Annotated in this window: 17 protein-coding genes and 1 riboswitch; of the genes, 11 read left to right on the top strand and 6 right to left on the bottom strand. The window is 40.2% G+C overall.

Annotated features, from left to right (window positions below; translation table 11 throughout):
• Window positions 1-225: 225 nt before the first annotated feature.
• Window positions 226-600 (top strand): DUF1573 domain-containing protein, encoded by a 375-nt coding sequence (locus tag GKO22_RS12840; protein ID WP_166335657.1) that lies wholly within the window; start codon window positions 226-228, stop codon window positions 598-600.
• 147 nt (window positions 601-747) lie between these two features.
• A complete protein-coding gene (locus GKO22_RS12835) occupies window positions 748-1,956 on the top strand; it encodes a pyridoxal phosphate-dependent aminotransferase (protein ID WP_166335655.1) in 1,209 nt (402 codons plus the stop codon).
• A 42-nt stretch (window positions 1,957-1,998) separates the two neighbouring features.
• Here the strand turns inward: GKO22_RS12835 and GKO22_RS12830 are convergent, their stop codons facing one another.
• Window positions 1,999-2,790 (bottom strand): C40 family peptidase, encoded by a 792-nt coding sequence (locus GKO22_RS12830; protein ID WP_166335653.1) that lies wholly within the window; start codon window positions 2,788-2,790, stop codon window positions 1,999-2,001.
• A gap of 137 nt (window positions 2,791-2,927) precedes the next feature.
• Here GKO22_RS12830 and GKO22_RS12825 point away from each other — a divergent pair, with 137 nt between their 5' ends.
• Complete coding sequence (locus tag GKO22_RS12825) at window positions 2,928-3,398, top strand: universal stress protein (protein ID WP_166335651.1); 471 nt, start codon at window positions 2,928-2,930, stop codon at window positions 3,396-3,398.
• A 9-nt stretch (window positions 3,399-3,407) separates the two neighbouring features.
• Here the strand turns inward: GKO22_RS12825 and GKO22_RS12820 are convergent, their stop codons facing one another.
• Genes GKO22_RS12820 through guaA form a run of 3 tightly spaced genes read right to left on the bottom strand, consistent with a single transcriptional unit; the run spans window position 3,408 to window position 7,416 of the window.
• Window positions 3,408-4,580 (bottom strand): RsmB/NOP family class I SAM-dependent RNA methyltransferase, encoded by a 1,173-nt coding sequence (locus tag GKO22_RS12820; protein WP_166335649.1) that lies wholly within the window; start codon window positions 4,578-4,580, stop codon window positions 3,408-3,410.
• A 9-nt stretch (window positions 4,581-4,589) separates the two neighbouring features.
• A complete protein-coding gene (locus tag GKO22_RS12815; RefSeq protein ID WP_166335647.1) occupies window positions 4,590-5,852 on the bottom strand; it encodes an ABC transporter substrate-binding protein in 1,263 nt (420 codons plus the stop codon).
• 13 nt (window positions 5,853-5,865) lie between these two features.
• Window positions 5,866-7,416, bottom strand: coding sequence for a glutamine-hydrolyzing GMP synthase (gene guaA / locus GKO22_RS12810; protein WP_166335645.1), 1,551 nt, complete (start codon window positions 7,414-7,416; stop codon window positions 5,866-5,868).
• 83 nt (window positions 7,417-7,499) lie between these two features.
• Here guaA and GKO22_RS12805 point away from each other — a divergent pair, with 83 nt between their 5' ends.
• Entirely contained in the window at window positions 7,500-8,378 is an 879-nt protein-coding gene (locus GKO22_RS12805; protein WP_166335643.1) for a DUF72 domain-containing protein, read from the top strand.
• Between the two features lie 37 nt (window positions 8,379-8,415).
• Window positions 8,416-8,512: riboswitch (SAM-I-IV-variant riboswitch) on the top strand.
• Window positions 8,513-8,558: 46 nt separating this feature from the next.
• Window positions 8,559-8,828 carry a 5-oxoprolinase gene (locus GKO22_RS12800; protein WP_116775626.1) on the top strand — a complete coding sequence of 90 codons (270 nt, stop codon included), beginning with the start codon at window positions 8,559-8,561 and terminating at the stop codon, window positions 8,826-8,828.
• A 6-nt stretch (window positions 8,829-8,834) separates the two neighbouring features.
• Here GKO22_RS12800 and GKO22_RS12795 read toward each other — a convergent pair whose 3' ends face one another.
• A complete protein-coding gene (locus tag GKO22_RS12795) occupies window positions 8,835-9,962 on the bottom strand; it encodes a DUF2891 domain-containing protein (RefSeq protein ID WP_166335641.1) in 1,128 nt (375 codons plus the stop codon).
• 237 nt (window positions 9,963-10,199) lie between these two features.
• On the opposite strand from GKO22_RS12795, the gene GKO22_RS12790 reads away from it, so the two are divergent.
• From GKO22_RS12790 to GKO22_RS12765, 6 genes are all read left to right on the top strand, one after another.
• Window positions 10,200-12,083, top strand: a complete 1,884-nt coding sequence (locus GKO22_RS12790; RefSeq protein WP_166335639.1) for a PAS domain-containing sensor histidine kinase — start codon at window positions 10,200-10,202, stop codon at window positions 12,081-12,083.
• Between the two features lie 279 nt (window positions 12,084-12,362).
• Window positions 12,363-12,878 (top strand): hypothetical protein, encoded by a 516-nt coding sequence (locus GKO22_RS12785; protein WP_166335637.1) that lies wholly within the window; start codon window positions 12,363-12,365, stop codon window positions 12,876-12,878.
• A 403-nt stretch (window positions 12,879-13,281) separates the two neighbouring features.
• Window positions 13,282-13,455 (top strand): hypothetical protein, encoded by a 174-nt coding sequence (locus GKO22_RS12780; RefSeq protein ID WP_166335635.1) that lies wholly within the window; start codon window positions 13,282-13,284, stop codon window positions 13,453-13,455.
• Window positions 13,456-13,942: 487 nt separating this feature from the next.
• Window positions 13,943-16,498: a DUF5686 family protein gene (locus tag GKO22_RS12775; protein ID WP_166335634.1), complete on the top strand. Its 2,556-nt coding sequence runs from the start codon at window positions 13,943-13,945 to the stop codon at window positions 16,496-16,498.
• A 40-nt stretch (window positions 16,499-16,538) separates the two neighbouring features.
• Window positions 16,539-17,534: a tryptophan--tRNA ligase gene (trpS, locus tag GKO22_RS12770; protein ID WP_166335632.1), complete on the top strand. Its 996-nt coding sequence runs from the start codon at window positions 16,539-16,541 to the stop codon at window positions 17,532-17,534.
• Window positions 17,535-17,536: 2 nt separating this feature from the next.
• Window positions 17,537-18,151 (top strand): deoxynucleoside kinase, encoded by a 615-nt coding sequence (locus tag GKO22_RS12765; protein WP_166335631.1) that lies wholly within the window; start codon window positions 17,537-17,539, stop codon window positions 18,149-18,151.
• Between the two features lie 44 nt (window positions 18,152-18,195).
• Here the strand turns inward: GKO22_RS12765 and GKO22_RS16590 are convergent.
• On the bottom strand, window positions 18,196-18,523 hold a 328-nt coding region (locus tag GKO22_RS16590), incomplete at its 5' end, for a hypothetical protein (protein ID WP_206367897.1).

Genomic DNA, 18,523 nt, shown 5'->3' with positions numbered 1-18,523 from the left:
TGGAAAACCAATACGAAACCTGAAATGGTTATCGTACTGATGATCACACATTTCTAGCCTGATGCGAGCTTACTACAACCCAAATCAAAAATAAAAGTGATTCGTGTTGCGTCCACATAGTGTAATATTTCTATATGTAAAAGCCGAAAAAATACAATTTACCAACTCAAAAATATACTTTTGGTCTAAGAATTGAAGAGAATAAACGTAAAACAACTAGTTAAGATGAAAAAGATAAGCAGTGTAATTGTAGCATTAGTAGCCGTCGTAGCATTGACATCGATGTCGTTGGTACAAGGCACATTTAATTTTAATACAGAGACACACGATTTCGGTAAGATTCCACACAACAAGCCTGCATCGTACGAATTTACTTTCACCAATAGCGGTGATTCGCCGATCATTATCTCGGAGGTAAGACCAACTTGCGGATGTTCGGTAGCGGATTTTACCAAAGCACCTGTTAAGCCAGGCGATACTGGTGCCATCAACGTGACGTACGACGCCAGTGTGAAAGGTCCGTTTACAAAATCATTTATCGTTAAATCCAACACCAATACACCGGTTAAAAATTTGACCATCAAAGGGAACGTAGAATAAAGAACTCTGCGCATTAAAATACAGCTAGAAGCTACTCTTTTAATAAGAGTAGCTTTTTTTGTTTATCAACTTCCTTATCAACTTTGTTAACTCTCTCAACTTCCTAAACACTGAATTTAGTAACTTAGCGCAAAATTAAACAGTACTATGCCAACTATATCATCGCGCGGACATCAGATGCCCGCTTCTCCTATCCGTAAGCTGACGCCTTTTGCCGATCAGGCAAAGAAAGATGGAAAAAAAATATATCACCTAAACATCGGTCAACCTGACATCAAGACACCAGCCGGCATGCTGCAAGCTATTCGTGATATTGATTTTGATGTGTGGGCGTATACACCTTCTGAAGGCACGAGTACGTATCGCAATAAGTTGGTTGAATACTATAATAAATTGGCCTACAATGTCACGGCGAATCAGATCTTAGTAACCAATGGTGGATCAGAAGCGATCTCGATCGCGATGCAAGCTTGCTTAAATCCCGGCGATGAAATCATTATTCCAGAACCTTTCTATGCGAATTACAATGGTTTTGCTTGTCCGGCAGATGTGGTGATCCGCCCGATCATGTCGCACATCGAAGATGGATTCGCATTGCCAAGCATTGCAGCCTTTGAGAAAGTCATCAACGACAAAACTAAAGCCATTGTGATCTGTAACCCAAACAATCCAACCGGTTACTTATACTCACGGGAAGAGTTAGAAGCGTTGAAAGTGCTTTGCTTGAAATACGATTTATATCTCTTTGCGGATGAAGCTTATCGTGAATTCTGTTATGACGGTAAAGAATTCATCTCACCGATGCATTTGGATGGATTAGAAAACCATGTGGTGATATTTGATACGGTTTCCAAGCGTTATTCTGCTTGTGGTGCACGATTGGGATGTTTGATTACCAAAAATAAAGAGTTATACCAAGTCGCATTGAAGTTTGCCCAAGCACGCTTATCTCCTCCTGCCGTAGCGCAGATTGCGGCGACAGCCGCGGTAGATACGCCACAAACTTATTTTGATGAGGTTTTAGAAGAATATACGGAAAGACGAGATTTGTTGGTAGCCGGATTGAATGCTTTGCCTGGTGTATTCTGTCCTAACCCAGGAGGCGCATTTTACGTAGTAGCTCGCTTTCCGATTGATAATTCGGATAAGTTCTGCCAATGGATGCTAGAATCATTCGAGTACGAAAACGAAACAGTGATGATGGCACCAGCAGCAGGCTTTTATAGCTCAAGTGATGCCGGAAAAGACGAGGTTCGTCTGGCCTATGTATTGCATACCGACGAGTTGAAGAAAGCCTTAGTCTGTTTGGAAAAAGCGTTAGCCGCTTATCCGGGAAGAACGACTACATCAGCATAACGTAGGATTTCCGAAAAAAGATCTAAAGATCCTGTTGAATAATTATTTAACAGGATCTTCTGGTTTTAACAGCTCATCTGTGAGCATCCGTTTAATGATGCGCAAGCGATGCGTATATGTTTTCAGTTCGCTATGATAAATACCTGTGGTATCAATGCGATCAATTCGTACAGAGCTTGACGCATGTAAAATTGTTTCCTTATCGATCAATATTCCGACATGCATAATATGCCCTTCTTCATTATCAAAAAAGGCCAAATCACCTGATCTTACTTCTTGCAAAAAATCGACCACGTCTCCTTGAGAAGCTTGCTGAGAAGCATCTCTGTAAAGTGAAATCGCGAAATGTCGATAGATTAGTTGCACCAGACCGGAGCAATCTATGCCAAAGCGGCTGCGACCGCCCCACAAATAAGGCGCACCGAGGTAATAATCAATTAATTTTGGGAATTCGTCCGCAAAGTCTAACAACGAAGGTTTGCGCAATGATCCTTCTATTCGGCAAGCTGCTTCATCTAACACCAGTTGTTCTGCACTTGGCAAGACACACCCGTGCAGCAGTGGAAATGGCTTATGATCGCCTATCTGCACTAGGGCATCACATACGTCAACAATATGAAAATCGTTGGAACTTTCCGCTATCGTGGCATATTGACCGCGTTGTATCCAACCTTCGTAGGCCGGATCGGCACATTTTATCATGATCCAATCCTCTCGCTCTTCCAATACACTAAAGTATTCTCCAAAAAGTAATTGGGAAACTTGCTCACTACGATGCGAGGGTTCCGACCGAAGCGGAATCACGGATAAACTACAAACGGCTTGTTTTTTCATTACGGCAAGTTACTGGTAATTTGTGATTACTTCCTAAGATGATTTTCCTTAATATCTCCCAATTTTTAGTAATGCAAAAACAAACAAATTACCCGATCGCTTGTGTTATTAAGTAGATAACTAAAGCTACTTAGGTAATGGAGAACAAATTTGAAAGAATACTGATCGCATTGGACGATAGTCCCTGTTCTGATAAAGCAGCAGCATATGCCAAACAACTGGTTGATGGATGGCAATCGACATTAGCGCTATTGACTGTGACACCAGTAACAGCACCAGCTAGCTTTGGTGCAGACCCCTTATTAGGACAACAAGCAATCGTGGTACCCGAAGTGTCTGAAGTACAACACAATGCGGCGGAACGGCGTTTAGAAAGTCTTCGTAGTCAATTTTCAGGAGCCAAAGAAGTGCAGATATTTAACACCGTAGGTACGGTGCGCGATGAAATATTGACGACAGCAGCAGAATGGCAAGCAGATCTGATTATTATGGGCACGAATGGGCGGACTGGATTCGATCATTTCTTGTCAGGATCAGTGGCAGAATCTGTCGTTCGAAAATCGAAATGCCCGGTATTGGTCATCCCTGCTGATGAGGAAGAAGATTAGACGCTTATTTTAGACTTTCTGAAAGTGAGCTACATACATGGAATCTGCTTGGTCATTATAACCTAGCAAATGTTCTTGTTTGGTTAATTTCAAACCGAGATCTTGTTGGATATAGTTAGTCATCCCTTCGTTTTCTTCGGAAAATACCGAACAAGTTATATAAATAAGCTGTCCTCCTGACTTCAAAAACGGGAGGACATTTTTTGTGATATTGCGCTGTAAGTCTGTAAAACGTTTCAGAGATGTTGGATCAAACTGCACCATCATTTCAGGCGTTCGACCCCAAGTGCCCGAACCACTACAAGGAGCGTCTACCAAAATGCCATCGAATTGCTCGCCTTGCATCAAATAAGTGACAGGTTTGGACAAATCTAAGATCTTTTGGCGGTAATCTGTTGGTCGAAAGCCGGCTTGCTGAAAGCGCTCTTCCAAATTGCGCAAGATCGTAAATCGCACATCGGAAACTAATAACTGGATATCTGGACAACGATCCAGTAGCATTAATGATTTTCCTCCGGAAGCAGCACAGCAATCCCACCACTTCTGATCCGCTTGCAGACGAAAATCGGATTGAGTTTTTTGCGAAGAAAGATCCTGTACTTCGTACATACCATCTATCTTGCGAATACTAGCGACATTAAATCCATTTGGAAAAGCAATTGTTTGCTCACCTAAATGTGCATGAGCCACCTCAGCACGTTTCAATATCTGCAATACTTCAGCTAGCTTTTCGCGTTTTACCCGAATAAATAATTTGGGCTGTATAAATAAGCTAGGCAAAAATTCAGCTGGGTCTATGGCAGAAGACAAGTTCGTTAGCTCAGGGAAAACTTCGTGGATGAATTTGCCATAGCGTTCTTCGACCAGAGCAATTTTTTCAGTGACTGATTTGGTAATCTCCGAATTCCATGCAGGATAATGAACGGCCACCACATCGCTTTGCTGCTCGCACAAAAACTCCGCGATGACCAACTTCTCCTCTATAGCTAGATCTGTAAATGCGCGACCAAGTCGAAAGTAATTGTAGCAAAGACGTGATGTCACGCGTCTATCAGTCGAACCCATTTGACGATTCGATTTGTAGAACTTTGTCAGAAATCGCGACAGTGGCTCGCCATACTGATAACCCTCCAGCGCCTTAACGGCATTCCGGATTTGATGCATCACCCGTTTTTCCAGCATATCCTATTCTTAGCGAGCTTGAAATTGCCCGAAGCGATATTCCATTAGGCTTACTCCAAAATTCACGTAACCCCAACGGTCATTACGATTGAATTTGTAATTGCTATACAAACCTTCAAACGTTTCTTTGTTGATGTATTCCGCATAATCTGATCCATATTTCTGCAATAAATTGCCAAAATATCTACCCGAATCATATCCTTTATAGGCATGATCCGATGGATCTACACTGTACGCATTCTTGTATGCAGACTGAAAATCTCGTGCAGCTGATGACAGTGGATTTAGATGACTCTCAGAAGTAATAACTGGACGATAAAAGGTAAAGTTGCTGTATGAACTAAAATCTACTCGGCTCCAAAGTGGATGCCCGTACAGACGAAACTCCAAATTATCAGACAGTGAGCGCTCATCCATCACATTAAGCATAGCTTTGAGCTGATTCCTATCCGTAGTACCGCTAACAACGTGATAAACCACGCGTGAATTCAATTTGTCGTTTAGCTCTGATGGCGATGATACCGAAATAACCTCGGCATAAGGCAAACGCTCTTTAATATCGGCCGGGAACCCTTGGATAAACTGTTGGTGATCGCTGTTGGCTGAGTTGTAGATCAAAATAACATCGCCTTCCTTGTAACTTTTGGCTAACTCAGCAGATATGGCGCGCATATGAATACTAATCGGTGGCGTTACAGATACTAAGTTTGGCAAATTAAACTCAGTCGGCATGGTAGCTGCCAATGGATTTACTTGCAATACCCGTTTATTAGGAGGCAAACTTGCGCTGAATGCTTTGATTTCGGCCGGATAAATCGGACCAACGATTAAACTTGCTTCTTTAATCTCTTGTGAGAGCGCCAAATTAGCATTATGCCCAGCGTTATCTCTCGAATCCAACACCTGCAATTCGACCCGTTTATTCGATTTTGCAGTCTGCTGCAAACCCATCTGAAAACCTTGGTAAAAATCCAGCGCTAAAGCAGATCGTTTCACATCCTCTTCTGATACCGCGCTAGATGCTACACGATCTAATTGAAATGGCAAAAGCAAAGCAATCGTACCGCCAGGATACATTCTCGCTTTGCTACTAACCGCTACTTCTGTATCTCGCGACTTATCTTCACGATCAGCCTCTGATTGATCGTTTTTGCCATCTACTCTTCCCGTCGATTGGCCAGGCGCACGCAAAACGCCTGTTGTCGTTTTTGGTGAACAAGATGATACTGCCAAAGCAGCTGCAAAAAAACCTATTAGATAAGTACACTTCATTTTTGTTTTAATTTTATTCCCACTCAATGGTTGCAGGTGGTTTTGAACTAATATCGTATACGACGCGGTTGATACCTTTGACGTGGTTGATGATCTCGTTAGAAATCTTTGCTAACAAGTCGTATGGCAAATGAATCCAGTCTGCCGTCATACCATCCAAAGAACCTACAGCACGCAAAGCGACCACATGTTCGTACGTACGCTCATCTCCCATGACACCAACGGATTGTACTGGCAAGAAAATCGTACCAGCTTGCCAGATCTTATCATACCAACCCGACTCACGAAGATTACGAATGTAGATGTCATCAGCTTCTTGCAAAATCCGTACCTTTTCTGCCGTTACATCCCCTAAAATACGAATACCGAAGCCTGGACCAGGGAAAGGATGTCTTCCTAAGATTTTAGGATCTACTTCCAACGTCTTTCCTACGCGTCTTACCTCATCTTTGAACAAGGTTCTTAGGGGCTCAATGACATTCAGTTTCATATAATCTGGCAATCCGCCCACATTGTGATGCGATTTGATCGTAGCCGATGGACCATTCACCGAGATGGACTCGATGACATCTGGATAGATCGTACCTTGACCCAACCATTTTGCTTCTACGCCATCCGGCAATTCAGCTTGGATCTGTTTTGCTGCATCATCAAATACATCAATGAAAGATGCACCAATGATTTTACGTTTTTGTTCTGGGTCAGAAACGCCGGCCAATTTGCTATAAAATTGGTCTTTCGCATTGACACCTTTAATATTCAAGCCCATGTGCTCGTACGAATCCAATACCTCTTGGAATTCATTTTTGCGCAATAAACCGTGATCAACAAAGAAACAGTGCAACTTATCACCGATCGCATGATGCAATAGCACAGCCGCTACTGTAGAATCAACACCACCCGATAGCGCCATGATGACGTGATCGTCACCCAATTGTGTTTTCAGATCGGCAATAGTCATCTCTACGAAAGCATCAGCCGTCCAATCTTGCGTACATCCACAGATATTAACCACAAAATTCTTCACCAAAACTTGACCGTCTGTACTATGCGTTACTTCAGGGTGAAATTGAATTCCATACGTGCGCGTACCTTCGATATGATAGGCTGCTACGCGTACTTTATCCGTACTGGCGATTACGCGAAAGGTAGCAGGCACATCTTTAATCGTATCTCCGTGCGACATCCACACCTGTGATTGTGTCGGAATGCCAGTCAGCAACGGGTTTTCCTGATCAACAAATAATAAATTTGCTCTTCCGTATTCACGAATTTCGGAAGGCAATACTTCACCGCCAGAATGTTGTGCTAGATATTGGGCACCATAACAAACACCTAAAACAGGATAATCGCGCATCATGGTAGCATAATCTACCTGTGGTGCATCTTCCTGACGAACCGAATAAGGGCTACCTGAAAAAATAATGCCTTTAACCGTCTCATCGAAGGCAGGAATGTTATTAAATGGATGAATTTCACAATACACATTCAGTTCGCGCACACGACGCGCGATCAACTGCGTATATTGTGACCCAAAATCGAGGATAATAATTTTTTCTGACATGGCGCAAAGTTACATATTCAGGATGATTTTTACACGGCGAATTCTTCTTACCTTAGCATTTACACTTTTCAAAATAAATAGACATGAAATTTGGCAGCGTTACAGACCCTTCTTCCATTGATTTTTCTTTACCAAAAACCCCTTCTGCTACCCTAGAATTGCTAAAAGCGCATCAATCTGATGAGCCTTTTGAAGTATATGTTGGCTGCGCCAAATGGAACAAAAAGGAATTGAAAGGATTTTATCCGAGAGGCACCAAAGATGAATTGGCATATTATGCCACGAAATTTAATTCGATCGAGTTGAATGCCACATTTTATAACTCTCCCTCTAAGGATCAAGTAGAAACTTGGAAAGATAAAACAGGTAAAGATTTTAAGTTTTTCCCAAAAATCCCCCAGTCGATTAGTCACTATGGCCGCCTGCTAAATACAGATGAAAAGGTAAAAGCATTTGTAGATTCAACCGTGTTGTTTGAAGAGAAGTTGGGTATGGCATTTCTTCAAATGCACGATAATTACAAACCTAAAGATTTTGATCGTCTGGAATCTTTTCTAGAAAACTTCCCTGCTGGCTATCCCTTAGCGGTAGAAGTGCGCAACGAAAGCTGGTTTGCAGATAAGGAAGTAGCCGAGCGTTATTACGCTTTGCTGGAGAAAACAAATAAAACCAATGTCATTGTAGATACGGCAGGACGACGAGATTTATTGCATATGCGCCTTACGACGCCAATCGCATTCGTGCGCTATGTCGGAGCCAATGCACCATCGGATTACACTCGACTGGATGAGTGGATAGCACGCATTAGTGAATGGCGAAAGGCTGGTTTGCAGAAATTGTATTTCTTCATTCACCAAAATATGGAAGAAGAATCTCCGCTCCTTGCTGATCATTTCATCAAATTGATGAATAAGACATTTGATTTGAATCTGAAATTACCAAATGCTGACAAATTATTTTAAAGTTTTTTTGGAGAATAACGAATAGTCTACTAAGTTTGTAGAGTATTCAGAATTGCACGGTGCAATACCAACCGAGTTAGTCAAACCACGGTGGTCTTATTAATACGGGAACTATTCCAAAACAGATTAAATGGCCGTTCAGAATACGATTGATGGTTTCACCTTTAAGAATTGTATTGTATGCAAACTCCACACGAACTTTACCAGCATCTGGTTCAAAATTTTCACCACTACTCTATCAAGGAACTGGTAAACTTAAACAACGATCTTGTCCGAAATGCTTCTTGGGGCACGCAAAAGGCCGCCTTTAGAACTGCAGTATTAAATAGTCTTGCGCGCAAAGGCGTAAATTTGTCGCGCATCATTTCACATGATGACGGATTTACAACAGTACAATTGGTAGCCGTAGAATTAGGCGAGGACAACACGTTGATTCCCCTCGCCTGCTAACACTATTTATTGATGCGTGATCGCATATAGTGCGAAGGTGCCTAACCAATGTGACCCCATGTAATCATCATCCTTACCGAGATTAGGCAAGGTAAAAGCTAAATGCGCGTCTGCCACTTCTCGCAGATGCGCAAGCTCTGGAACTTGATGCGCTATACCATAAAGACAAGCTGCACGACTATAATTTAGGCCATCAAGATGTACCAATTGTCCATCAGTCCGATCTTTGACAATAGCTGGTTCCAACTTAAAGTCTTCACGGTACATTTGGGGTAAAAATTCGTTGAGCCAAGTTTTATAGGCTTTAGTATCTAACACTTTACTCATGAGGTAAGCTTCTTCCAAACATGGTGAGAGAAAGTCTGATCCGCTCGGCTCATAGGAGAAATCACAGTTTTTATCCTCTTGATACAAGCGTATCGCATGCTCTGTAATGGCATCGGCCAATGCCTTATCTTTCGCCGTGAGAGCATAATCGTACATCAAGGACAATCCGAATGCCGTATTATCATGCTTACCACTACGTATGGGATAAACTAATTTAGGTAAGTAATCTAATAATTTACCGCGCAAAAGATCCACCATCGGTTGCAAGGATTGGCTCCATCTTTTAGCATCGGCATCATTCCAAGTAATCAGTTCTTCTTGCAACTTAAACAACCAAGCCCAGCCGTACGTACGCTCAAAAGAAAGATTGTTTTTATCCTCAAAAAAAGATTTTTCAATAGCTGCATTCTTATCGGTAATTAACGTGTTTAATGTAGCACGTACCTCACCTTGCTGATCCAGATCGTTAAATGATTTCATTAATTTAACGATAGACCAATAACCATGTACCGAAGAATGCCAGTCGTAACAGCCATAGAATATCGGTCGCAAGACGCGTGGCGGCTTTAGATCGGAATCGCTACCAATAGATTGCCCTAGCTTATTCGGATATTCTACCGTAATACAGTGAACCGGCATATCAAAGATTGTTTTCGCTTGCTCAGCGCTTAATTGAAATTTCTGAATAGCTGGTTCAGCACTAAATTGTGCTTTACTATTGCTTTCTGAATCTTGACAGGAAAATATTAAAATACCAGCAATCCCTACAAGGGTTAGGCAGTAAAAACGATTCAATGTGAAAATCATGAACATGCTTGATAATTGTTACTTACAAATTAAGTGCTAAATATAATAATTTCATTCTTTAGCTATGACAGCATTTAAACTTCCATTTTAAAGGTTACCATTAGCACCGATACGGGAAGTAGGAAAAAAATTTGGTTAAAGTATTAAAAAACTAGTTCAAATATTTCTATAAAGAAAAATATTTTAACAATTTTAAACTTTAAATCAATAATTAAAAAATAATTATCGTTGTGAAGAATGAATAATAACAGATTAGAATCCTTACAAATATTAGAGATTTTGAACCAATCAAGTCATCCTGTTGCTGTATATACTGGTGAAGAAATTCTAATTGAGTTTGCTAATCCTGCAATGCTGGCAGCGTGGGGCAAACCGAGGGATGTAATAGGAAAGACATTGTCTGAGGCACTTCCAGAAATAGCCAATCAACCTTTCGTTTCCATGTTACGCCGCGTCTGGAATACAGGTATTGATGATATCGGCGAAGCAATTGCCGCCGATCTGGTTACTGCTGGACAATTACAACGTTATTATTTTGATTATGAATACAAAGCAATAAAGAATGAAGCTGGTGAGATATATGCTATCATGCAAACCGCTCTGGATGTAACCGAAAAGGTGAAAAGTAAGGAGGAGGCACATTATCAAGCATCTTTATTTCGGGAATTGGTACAACAAGCACCTGTTGCGATTACGGTACTACATGGCGAACAATTGATTATAGACATCGTAAATCCAAAAATGTTAGAAATATGGGGAAAAGATAGCCAGATCATTGGGAAGCCACTATCGGATGCAATGCCCGAGTTAGAAGGACAACCATTTATCGGAATATTAGTCAATGTCTTTCTTACTGGAAAACCATATTACGGTCAAGAGAGCTGGGCACAGATTGAACGTGGAGGCAAAATCGTAGAAGGTTATTTCAATTTTGATTGTCAACCGTTCTGGAGTGGCGATGGCAGAATTACGGGTGTACTACAGGTTGTTACCGAAGTGACGGATCAAGTAATGGCAAGGTTAGAGATACAACAGACCAAAACTATGATGGATATGGCCATCAATGCAGCGAACTTAGGCACTTGGCAAATAGAGCCTCACAGTAAAAAACTCATATACAATGAAGCATTACTACGTATTTTCGGTTATAAAAATAGCGAACCAATTACCTTTGAGATGATTATGGCGCAAGTAAGTGACGATTATCGAGAAATAGTGCTCGAAGAAATTGAATTAGCACGATCTAAAAAATCACCATTTGACTTGACGTATTCGCAGCGCCGTTTTGATGATAATGGGCTAATATGGCTAAGGGCGTTTGGCAAAATAGCGGAAACCTCTGATTATACTGAAGCTTTTTCAGGCTTTGTGATGGATATAACAGAAGACATCAAAGATGAGCAACGTAAGAATGACTTTATCGGTATGGTAAGTCACGAATTAAAAACTCCACTAACATCTGTAAATAGCTATGTGCAATTGTTGAGTCGACATGGCGAGGAACACCATAATACATTTGTAAAGAAGATTGCCGGATCAACTGTCGTTCAGTTATCAAAAATGACAGCCATGATCAATGGCTTTCTAAATCTTTCGCGATTTGAATCTGGTAAGATCACTTTAGATCAAAGTATTTTTAATATGGGAGAACTCGTACAAGAAATAATTGAAGAGCATCAAGTAACGATGAGCACACGTCAAATAAATTTTAGTCAACCGTTCAAATTTGACGTAAGTGCTGACCGCATAAAAATTGGTATTGTTATATCTAATTTACTCAATAATGCTATTAAATATTCGCCCAATGATAGCGAAATCAATATAAGTTGCAAGGAGGTGGACGGCCAGATCGAGTTTTGTGTAATCGATCAAGGTATCGGTATCAGCAAGGACAATATTGGAAAAATATTTGAACGCTTTTATCGCGTGCGTTCTGAATTTGTTTCCGGTTTCGGAATCGGTTTATATATAAGTGCTGAAATTATCGAAAGACATAATGGAAAGATTTGGGCGAACAGTGAGCTAGGCAAAGGATCTACATTTTGCTTTAGCATACCAACACAGGTACAAGTTGAGAAGCAGGCCCCTAGCAGACAACTCATTCAGCATAATCATAGATAGCGTATCATTTAATTTTGAACGGTCAACAGGTCTGCTAATCCCATTATTGAACAATCAAACATAAAGTAACTATACGACAGGTATTTATCGCAATTATCCGTGATAAAAAAAGGCTACTAATACGTGTTTTAAAATCTTATTATCTGATAATCAACTATGTAATTTTTTTTGCAATAAAAAATGACAAAAATTAGCTATAATGCGAAGTTGATTTGTAATATTGATATTACAGATAATTATGATTTGCAAATTTTCTCGGGTAATTATTAGCTTACATGTATGAAAGTTTTATTCGCGGACGCCAGCAGCCTATGTCGCTATAGTACAATTCTTGTGGCTAGACAATCTTTTGATACTATTACAGTGCTTGAGGCCGAAGCATTATATGAGGTAAATGTCATTCTAACTGCTGAAAAAGTACTCACATTATTTATAAATTTAAATATACTGGAAGGTCATGCTATAAAACATATAGAGACAATACGAAATCTGCAACCTACCGTGCGTATTATACTTGTGGTAAACACTCTAACTGAGTATAGAGCCAACATGCAACTTGCTCCGCATGTAGAAGGTTTCTTATGCCTCGAAGATACACTTGAAAATAGTAAGGCATACATCGATAAAATTCTAAATGATAATTTAGACACCGATAGTGATAAAAATGAATACGAAAATAGGTGTAGTAGCACACATCATGTATCTGACCAACAAACTAGTACACTTTTCAAAGCATATACTTCGATAGTAAAGCACTGTTGGGCTGATCATTTAACGTATTATCTCGCTAAATAAAAGCCAGAAATTTATTCTGTTTGGTGTTACGCTATTGTCGCAAGATGACTATGTCTCTAAAACTGCCCAGTTGGAATATCTTAACAGGTTATAAGTCATCTAAAAACACATTTGGACGGTGAACGACATTTTAGTTGCCATTAAATAAATAGATTTATGCTGATATTTAAGGCGGTCAAGTTAAAATTATAAACAAGGCCGACTCTTCCTTCTACTTCACTAACAATATTTTGCTATTCAACGGATCGAAACTGACATGAACATGTTATAAATTTATGTTTTGCGGCATGCGCATTGAAAATGATTTTGCATTTAGATACATTACCACCTTAATACCATTGAATTGTAATTTTTAAACTTTAACTCTGGGTTTTACTAATCTGAATCCCGCACTGCCATATCCATGAAAGACAAAAAGAAATCTAAATACATTGCCCCAAATATTCAAGTTGACGCAATTGCAACTGAACATTGGATTGCTGCTCATTCTGAAAATGTACGACAACCTAAGACTTCCGCACCTATCAAAAGAGAAGATAATAAGAGCAAAGATACCGGTGACGGTGAATCTTGGTAGTACCTAATAAAATGCGTTATCTAAACTTTACGCTTGCTTGCAGCTCGAGTGTTATCTTCTCTAAAAACAGTTACAGATATTAAATTTATCATGTAGAGACAATGACCAAGGGTGAGTTTAGCGAGTCGCAAATCATCTAGATTTTATCGCAACAGGATTCTGGACAATCAGTTTCGCACATTTGCAATGAGCATGTTATATTCGCGGGATGACAATAGCGAATTTAATTTGAATTCTATAGTTTTAGGTGCTGCGAGCTGAGGGTCGATGACAGATCACGTATTCATTTAATATTTGATTAATCATTTTTTATACAAGTTCGTACTAATTGTATACATAAAGCGCATTAAGCACCAAACAACTGACCCATTATCATAAAAAAGTCAAAGTGTAAAACTTGCTTCTTTAATTGACAAAATAGCGTTTCCTTTGCATTACTAATCTGGCTGAACTTTATACCATAATAGTCAGATAGTATTTTATATTTATGAATAGGTCATATATTAGGACAGTATTAACGGCAATTGTAGCTGCACTGTCAGCACTTTCAGGAGCTGCTCAAACGATTACCATAAAAGGCAAAATCAAGGATGGATATTCTTTGGAAGCAATTCCTTATGCAAGTATTAATGTAGTAGGATTAACATCATATGGTACTGCGAGCAATGAGCGAGGCGAATTTACTTTACAAATTTCAGGTCCACAACGCAAGTTGTTGGTTAGTTCGGTGGGTTACGATTCACGCGAGGTTGACTTAAGTGACGAAAAAGAACAATATGAAGATATCTTCCTTTATGCTCAAAATTCTATCGAAGCCGTATCTGTCAAACCGCCAAAAGTAAAATATTCTAATAAAAATAATCCAGCTGTAGAGCTTATTCGTCAGGTGGTCGCACATCGGGATGAAAACCGATTGACGGGACAAGATTATGTAGAATACAACCAATATGAAAAGCTCGTATTAGGTTTGAGCAACCTTAGCGAGAAGTTTAAAAATCGTAAGATCTTTAAGAATTATCAGTTTCTTTTTCAATCAGATACTTTAGGTACAAGCGATTCATCCTATGTTCTTCCAGCATTTATGGAAGAAAAATATTCGAAGAATTACTACCGTAAAGATCCTAAAACTTCCGCGCAGGAGATCTTGGCTCACAAACAGGCCGATTTCGACCCTCGCTTTGTAGACAATTCTGGGTTAAGTAGCTACTTGCAGAGACTTTATGACGAAGTTGAAATTTATGATAACAACGTCACCATTCTCACCAATCAATTTCTGAGCCCTATTGCTAATACAGCGCCGACATTTTATCGATTTTATATCACCGATACGGTGACAGTTGGCAATGAAAAATTAGTGGAGTTGAGCTTTTTCCCACGCAATAAGAGTAACCTGCTTTTTAAAGGAAAGCTTCACGTCACGATGGACGGTCATTACGCGGTGAAATATGCGAATATGACTGTAAACAAGGAAATTAACCTCAACTTTGTGCGCGGATTGAATATTGAGCTTTTCTTTAATAACGACAATCAAGAAAAGTATTACTTGGCTAAAAGTCATTTAGATATCGAATTCTCACTTTCCGAAAAGGGAAAAGGTATTCGAGGTACGCGTGTAGTGATGATCGAAGATTATACAAGCGGACTTGTGCGGCCGGATAGCGTCTATCAAATCGCAAAAAACACCCCAGCAAAGTCTGCAAAAGAGGAAGTACCTATAGATTGGAACACCCTTCGTCCAGAACCACTTTCGCAAAACGAAGCTAATGTGTATGCTAATATTGAAGGATTACAGACCATGTCTTCTTTTAAGCGAGTGATGGATATCTCGGCATTAATCCTAGCAGGTTATAAGCAATTTGGTCCCGTAGAAGTCGGACCTGTCAATACCTTTTATTCATACAATCCTGTAGAAGGATTACGTTTGCGCGTCGGTGGACGAACTACAGAACAGTTCAGCGAACGCTTTTACATGGAAGCATTCGGTGCTTACGGAACTAGGGATGAGCAATGGAAGTATTTTGTAAGTGGCACCTATGCCCTTAATAAAAAATCACCTTATAAATTTCCACAGCACTATATCCGGGCATCGGCTTCGTATGATACCAAGATTCCTGGTCAGAACTTAGACTTCATTCAGGAAGATAACGTATTGCTTTCTTTCAAACGTGGCGAAGATTTAAGCTATCTTTATAATTACCAGTACCGTTTGGATTATAAAGCCGAATTTGAAGGCAATTTTGCGATTACATCAGGAATTAATGTTTGGAAACAGATGCCTGCCGGTGTACTTTCGTATCAGCAAATGCAACCGGACGGTAGCCTGCGTACTATCTCAGAGCTAAATACAACAGAATTCAACTTAGGATTTCGCTGGGCTCCTAACGAACAGTTTTATCAAGGAAAAACCTACCGTACACCGATATTCAACGAATATCCGATATTCAATATAAATTATACTGCTGGTCTTAAGAATGTATTGAACGGAGAGTATAACTACCACAACTTTACAGCCGGAGCTTTTAAACGCGTATATCTTTCACAGTTTGGTTATGCTGATGTAAATATTGATGGCACCTATATTTTGGGAAATAACATTCCTTATCCATTGCTTACGATACACCGCGCCAACCAGACATATGCTTACCAGTTGAGTTCATACAACTTGATGAATTTTATGGAGTTCGTGTCCGATCATCATGCTGCTTTGCAAGTGCAGTATTATATGAATGGATTTCTGTTTAACAAAATCCCTTTATTAAAAAGACTAAAGTTACGTGAAGTTTTCAGTTTTAAAGGTATTTATGGTGGTTTACGAGACAGCAACAACCCAGACTTGAGCGACCAAGTGTATGCTTGGCAACGCAATTCCGATGGTGTAGTATCTTCATATACCTTTGATGGGTCTCCTTATATGGAAGCTAGTTTTGGTGTGGCCAATATCTTCAAAATATTGCGCGTAGATGCTGTGAAAAGATTGTCTTACCTAGATCATCCCAATGTACCTACTTGGGGCATACGTGCACGGATCAAGTTTGACTTTTAAGCTTTCAGAAGACCTGATTTTTTCTTAATTTCGCCTTATTATGGAAACCGTAGTTAGTGGAATTAGAAGTACTGGAAAGTTGCACCTGGGCAATTATTATGGAGCGCTGAGCAATTTTGTAAAGATGCAGGAAGAATACAATTGTTTCTTCTTTATTGCAGATTTACATTCGTTGACCACGCACCCGACACCGGGTGATTTAAGTCGTACCGTACGCCAAGTAGTGGTAGAGTATTTGGCAGCAGGAATCGATCCTGAGAAATCGACTATCTATGTACAGTCTGATGTACCACAAGTTGCCGAACTCTATCTCTATATGAATATGAATGCCTATCTAGGTGAACTAGAGCGCGCAACGGCATTTAAAGATAAAGTAAGAGCTAATCCGGATAATGTAAATGCGGGACTACTTACCTACCCTGTATTGATGGCTTGTGATATTTTGATCCATCACGCCACTAAAGTTCCTGTTGGCAAAGATCAAGAGCAGCACTTGGAAATGACGCGTACTTTTGGCAATCGCTTCAACCGCTTGTATGAGGTAGATTATTTTAAAGAATCTTTTGCGTTTAGCTATTCCGACAAACTCGTGAAAATACCGGGATTGGATGGTCAAGGAAAAATGGGTAAATCCAATGGCGACGCCAGTTGCGTGTATTTGTCGGATAGCCCTGAGGTAATTCGTAAAAAGGTAATGCGTGCGGTCTCTGACTCCGGACCAACCATCGAAAACCAACCTAAACCTGAATCTATTCAGAATCTTTTTGACTTAATGAAAGTAGTATCTTCTGCAGATACGTATACGCATTTCGATGATTTATACAACAATTGTGCAATTCGTTACGGAGACTTCAAGAAGCAATTGGCAGAAGATATGGTATTGGCAACAGAGCCCGTGCGTTCGCGTATCGAAGAAATATCTGCGGATGAAGATTACCTAAGTAAAGTCATCAAGTTAGGTGCAGAAAAAGCTGCCGCAAGTGCAGACCGTACCATCAAAGATGTTCGTGAAATTATTGGATTGAAGAAGATATAAAAATGCATATAGCTGTAGTAGGAAATATAGGAGCCGGAAAGACAACCTTGACGGAATTATTGGCTCGTCATCTCAAATATGAGCCACAGTTTGAAGCGGTAGAAAACAATCCGTACCTCGAAGATTTTTACAGCGATATGAAACGCTGGGCTTTCAATCTGCAAATATTCTTCTTGAATAGCCGATTCCGCCATATCGTGGAGTTGCAAAATAGAAACATCGACATGATTCAAGATCGTACGATCTATGAAGACGCCTATATATTTGCAGAAAATCTATTCGATATGGGGCTGATGTCTGCCCGAGATTTCGAAAACTATAGCAATATTTTTCAGAGCATAGTACACTACATCCAACCACCGGATTTGTTGATCTACCTACGTGCTTCTGTGCCTACATTAGTCAATAATATACAGAAGCGTGGCCGTGATTACGAATCGGGAATTCGCCTAGATTACCTTTCTAAACTCAATGAGAAATACGAAAAGTGGATTGGCAATTATAAAGAAGGAAAACTTTTGATTTTGGATAAAGATAATTTGGACTTCGCTCAAAATCCGGAAGATCTGGGCATGGTAATCCAAAAGATAGAAGCTGAGCTTTTTGGCTTGTTTTAGTGAGTTAGCACTTGGATAACGCCTTTCTGATCAAAAGTAAAAGCTCAACTTTGCAGTTGAGCTTTTACTTTTGTGGAGCCGGAGGGATTTTTGCGGCCCGCAATCCCCGTACGCAACCCGCAAAGAAATTGTTCGAACCCTCTTATCGGGCGCTCATCACCTCCGCCAAAAACAAAAGCCCAACTTTGCAGTTGAGCTTTCGTTTTGTGGAGCCGGAGGGATAGTTTGCGACCCGCAATCCCCGCACGCAACCCGCAAAGAAATTGTTCGAACCCTCTTATCGGGCGCTCATCACCTCCGCCAAAAACAAAAGCCCAACTTTGCAGTTGAGCTTTCGTTTTGTGGAGCCGGAGGGATAGTTTGCGACCCGCA

Origin of the sequence: Sphingobacterium chungjuense (genome assembly GCF_011316935.1) — a bacterium.
In the GTDB taxonomy this organism is placed as follows: domain Bacteria; phylum Bacteroidota; class Bacteroidia; order Sphingobacteriales; family Sphingobacteriaceae; genus Sphingobacterium; species Sphingobacterium chungjuense.
Note: the sequence above shows the minus strand (reverse complement) of the source record. Positions and strands in the feature narration are given on the sequence as shown.

Coding starts and splice junctions, on each gene's coding strand:
- GKO22_RS12840 (WP_166335657.1), top strand. CDS start 226: ATGAAAAAGATAAGCAGTGTAATTGTAGCATTAGTAGCCGTCGTAGCA.
- GKO22_RS12835 (WP_166335655.1), top strand. CDS start 748: ATGCCAACTATATCATCGCGCGGACATCAGATGCCCGCTTCTCCTATC.
- GKO22_RS12830 (WP_166335653.1), bottom strand. CDS start 2,790: ATGAAAAAACAAGCCGTTTGTAGTTTATCCGTGATTCCGCTTCGGTCG.
- GKO22_RS12825 (WP_166335651.1), top strand. CDS start 2,928: ATGGAGAACAAATTTGAAAGAATACTGATCGCATTGGACGATAGTCCC.
- GKO22_RS12820 (WP_166335649.1), bottom strand. CDS start 4,580: ATGCTGGAAAAACGGGTGATGCATCAAATCCGGAATGCCGTTAAGGCG.
- GKO22_RS12815 (WP_166335647.1), bottom strand. CDS start 5,852: ATGAAGTGTACTTATCTAATAGGTTTTTTTGCAGCTGCTTTGGCAGTA.
- guaA (WP_166335645.1), bottom strand. CDS start 7,416: ATGTCAGAAAAAATTATTATCCTCGATTTTGGGTCACAATATACGCAG.
- GKO22_RS12805 (WP_166335643.1), top strand. CDS start 7,500: ATGAAATTTGGCAGCGTTACAGACCCTTCTTCCATTGATTTTTCTTTA.
- GKO22_RS12800 (WP_116775626.1), top strand. CDS start 8,559: ATGCAAACTCCACACGAACTTTACCAGCATCTGGTTCAAAATTTTCAC.
- GKO22_RS12795 (WP_166335641.1), bottom strand. CDS start 9,962: ATGATTTTCACATTGAATCGTTTTTACTGCCTAACCCTTGTAGGGATT.
- GKO22_RS12790 (WP_166335639.1), top strand. CDS start 10,200: ATGAATAATAACAGATTAGAATCCTTACAAATATTAGAGATTTTGAAC.
- GKO22_RS12785 (WP_166335637.1), top strand. CDS start 12,363: ATGAAAGTTTTATTCGCGGACGCCAGCAGCCTATGTCGCTATAGTACA.
- GKO22_RS12780 (WP_166335635.1), top strand. CDS start 13,282: ATGAAAGACAAAAAGAAATCTAAATACATTGCCCCAAATATTCAAGTT.
- GKO22_RS12775 (WP_166335634.1), top strand. CDS start 13,943: ATGAATAGGTCATATATTAGGACAGTATTAACGGCAATTGTAGCTGCA.
- trpS (WP_166335632.1), top strand. CDS start 16,539: ATGGAAACCGTAGTTAGTGGAATTAGAAGTACTGGAAAGTTGCACCTG.
- GKO22_RS12765 (WP_166335631.1), top strand. CDS start 17,537: ATGCATATAGCTGTAGTAGGAAATATAGGAGCCGGAAAGACAACCTTG.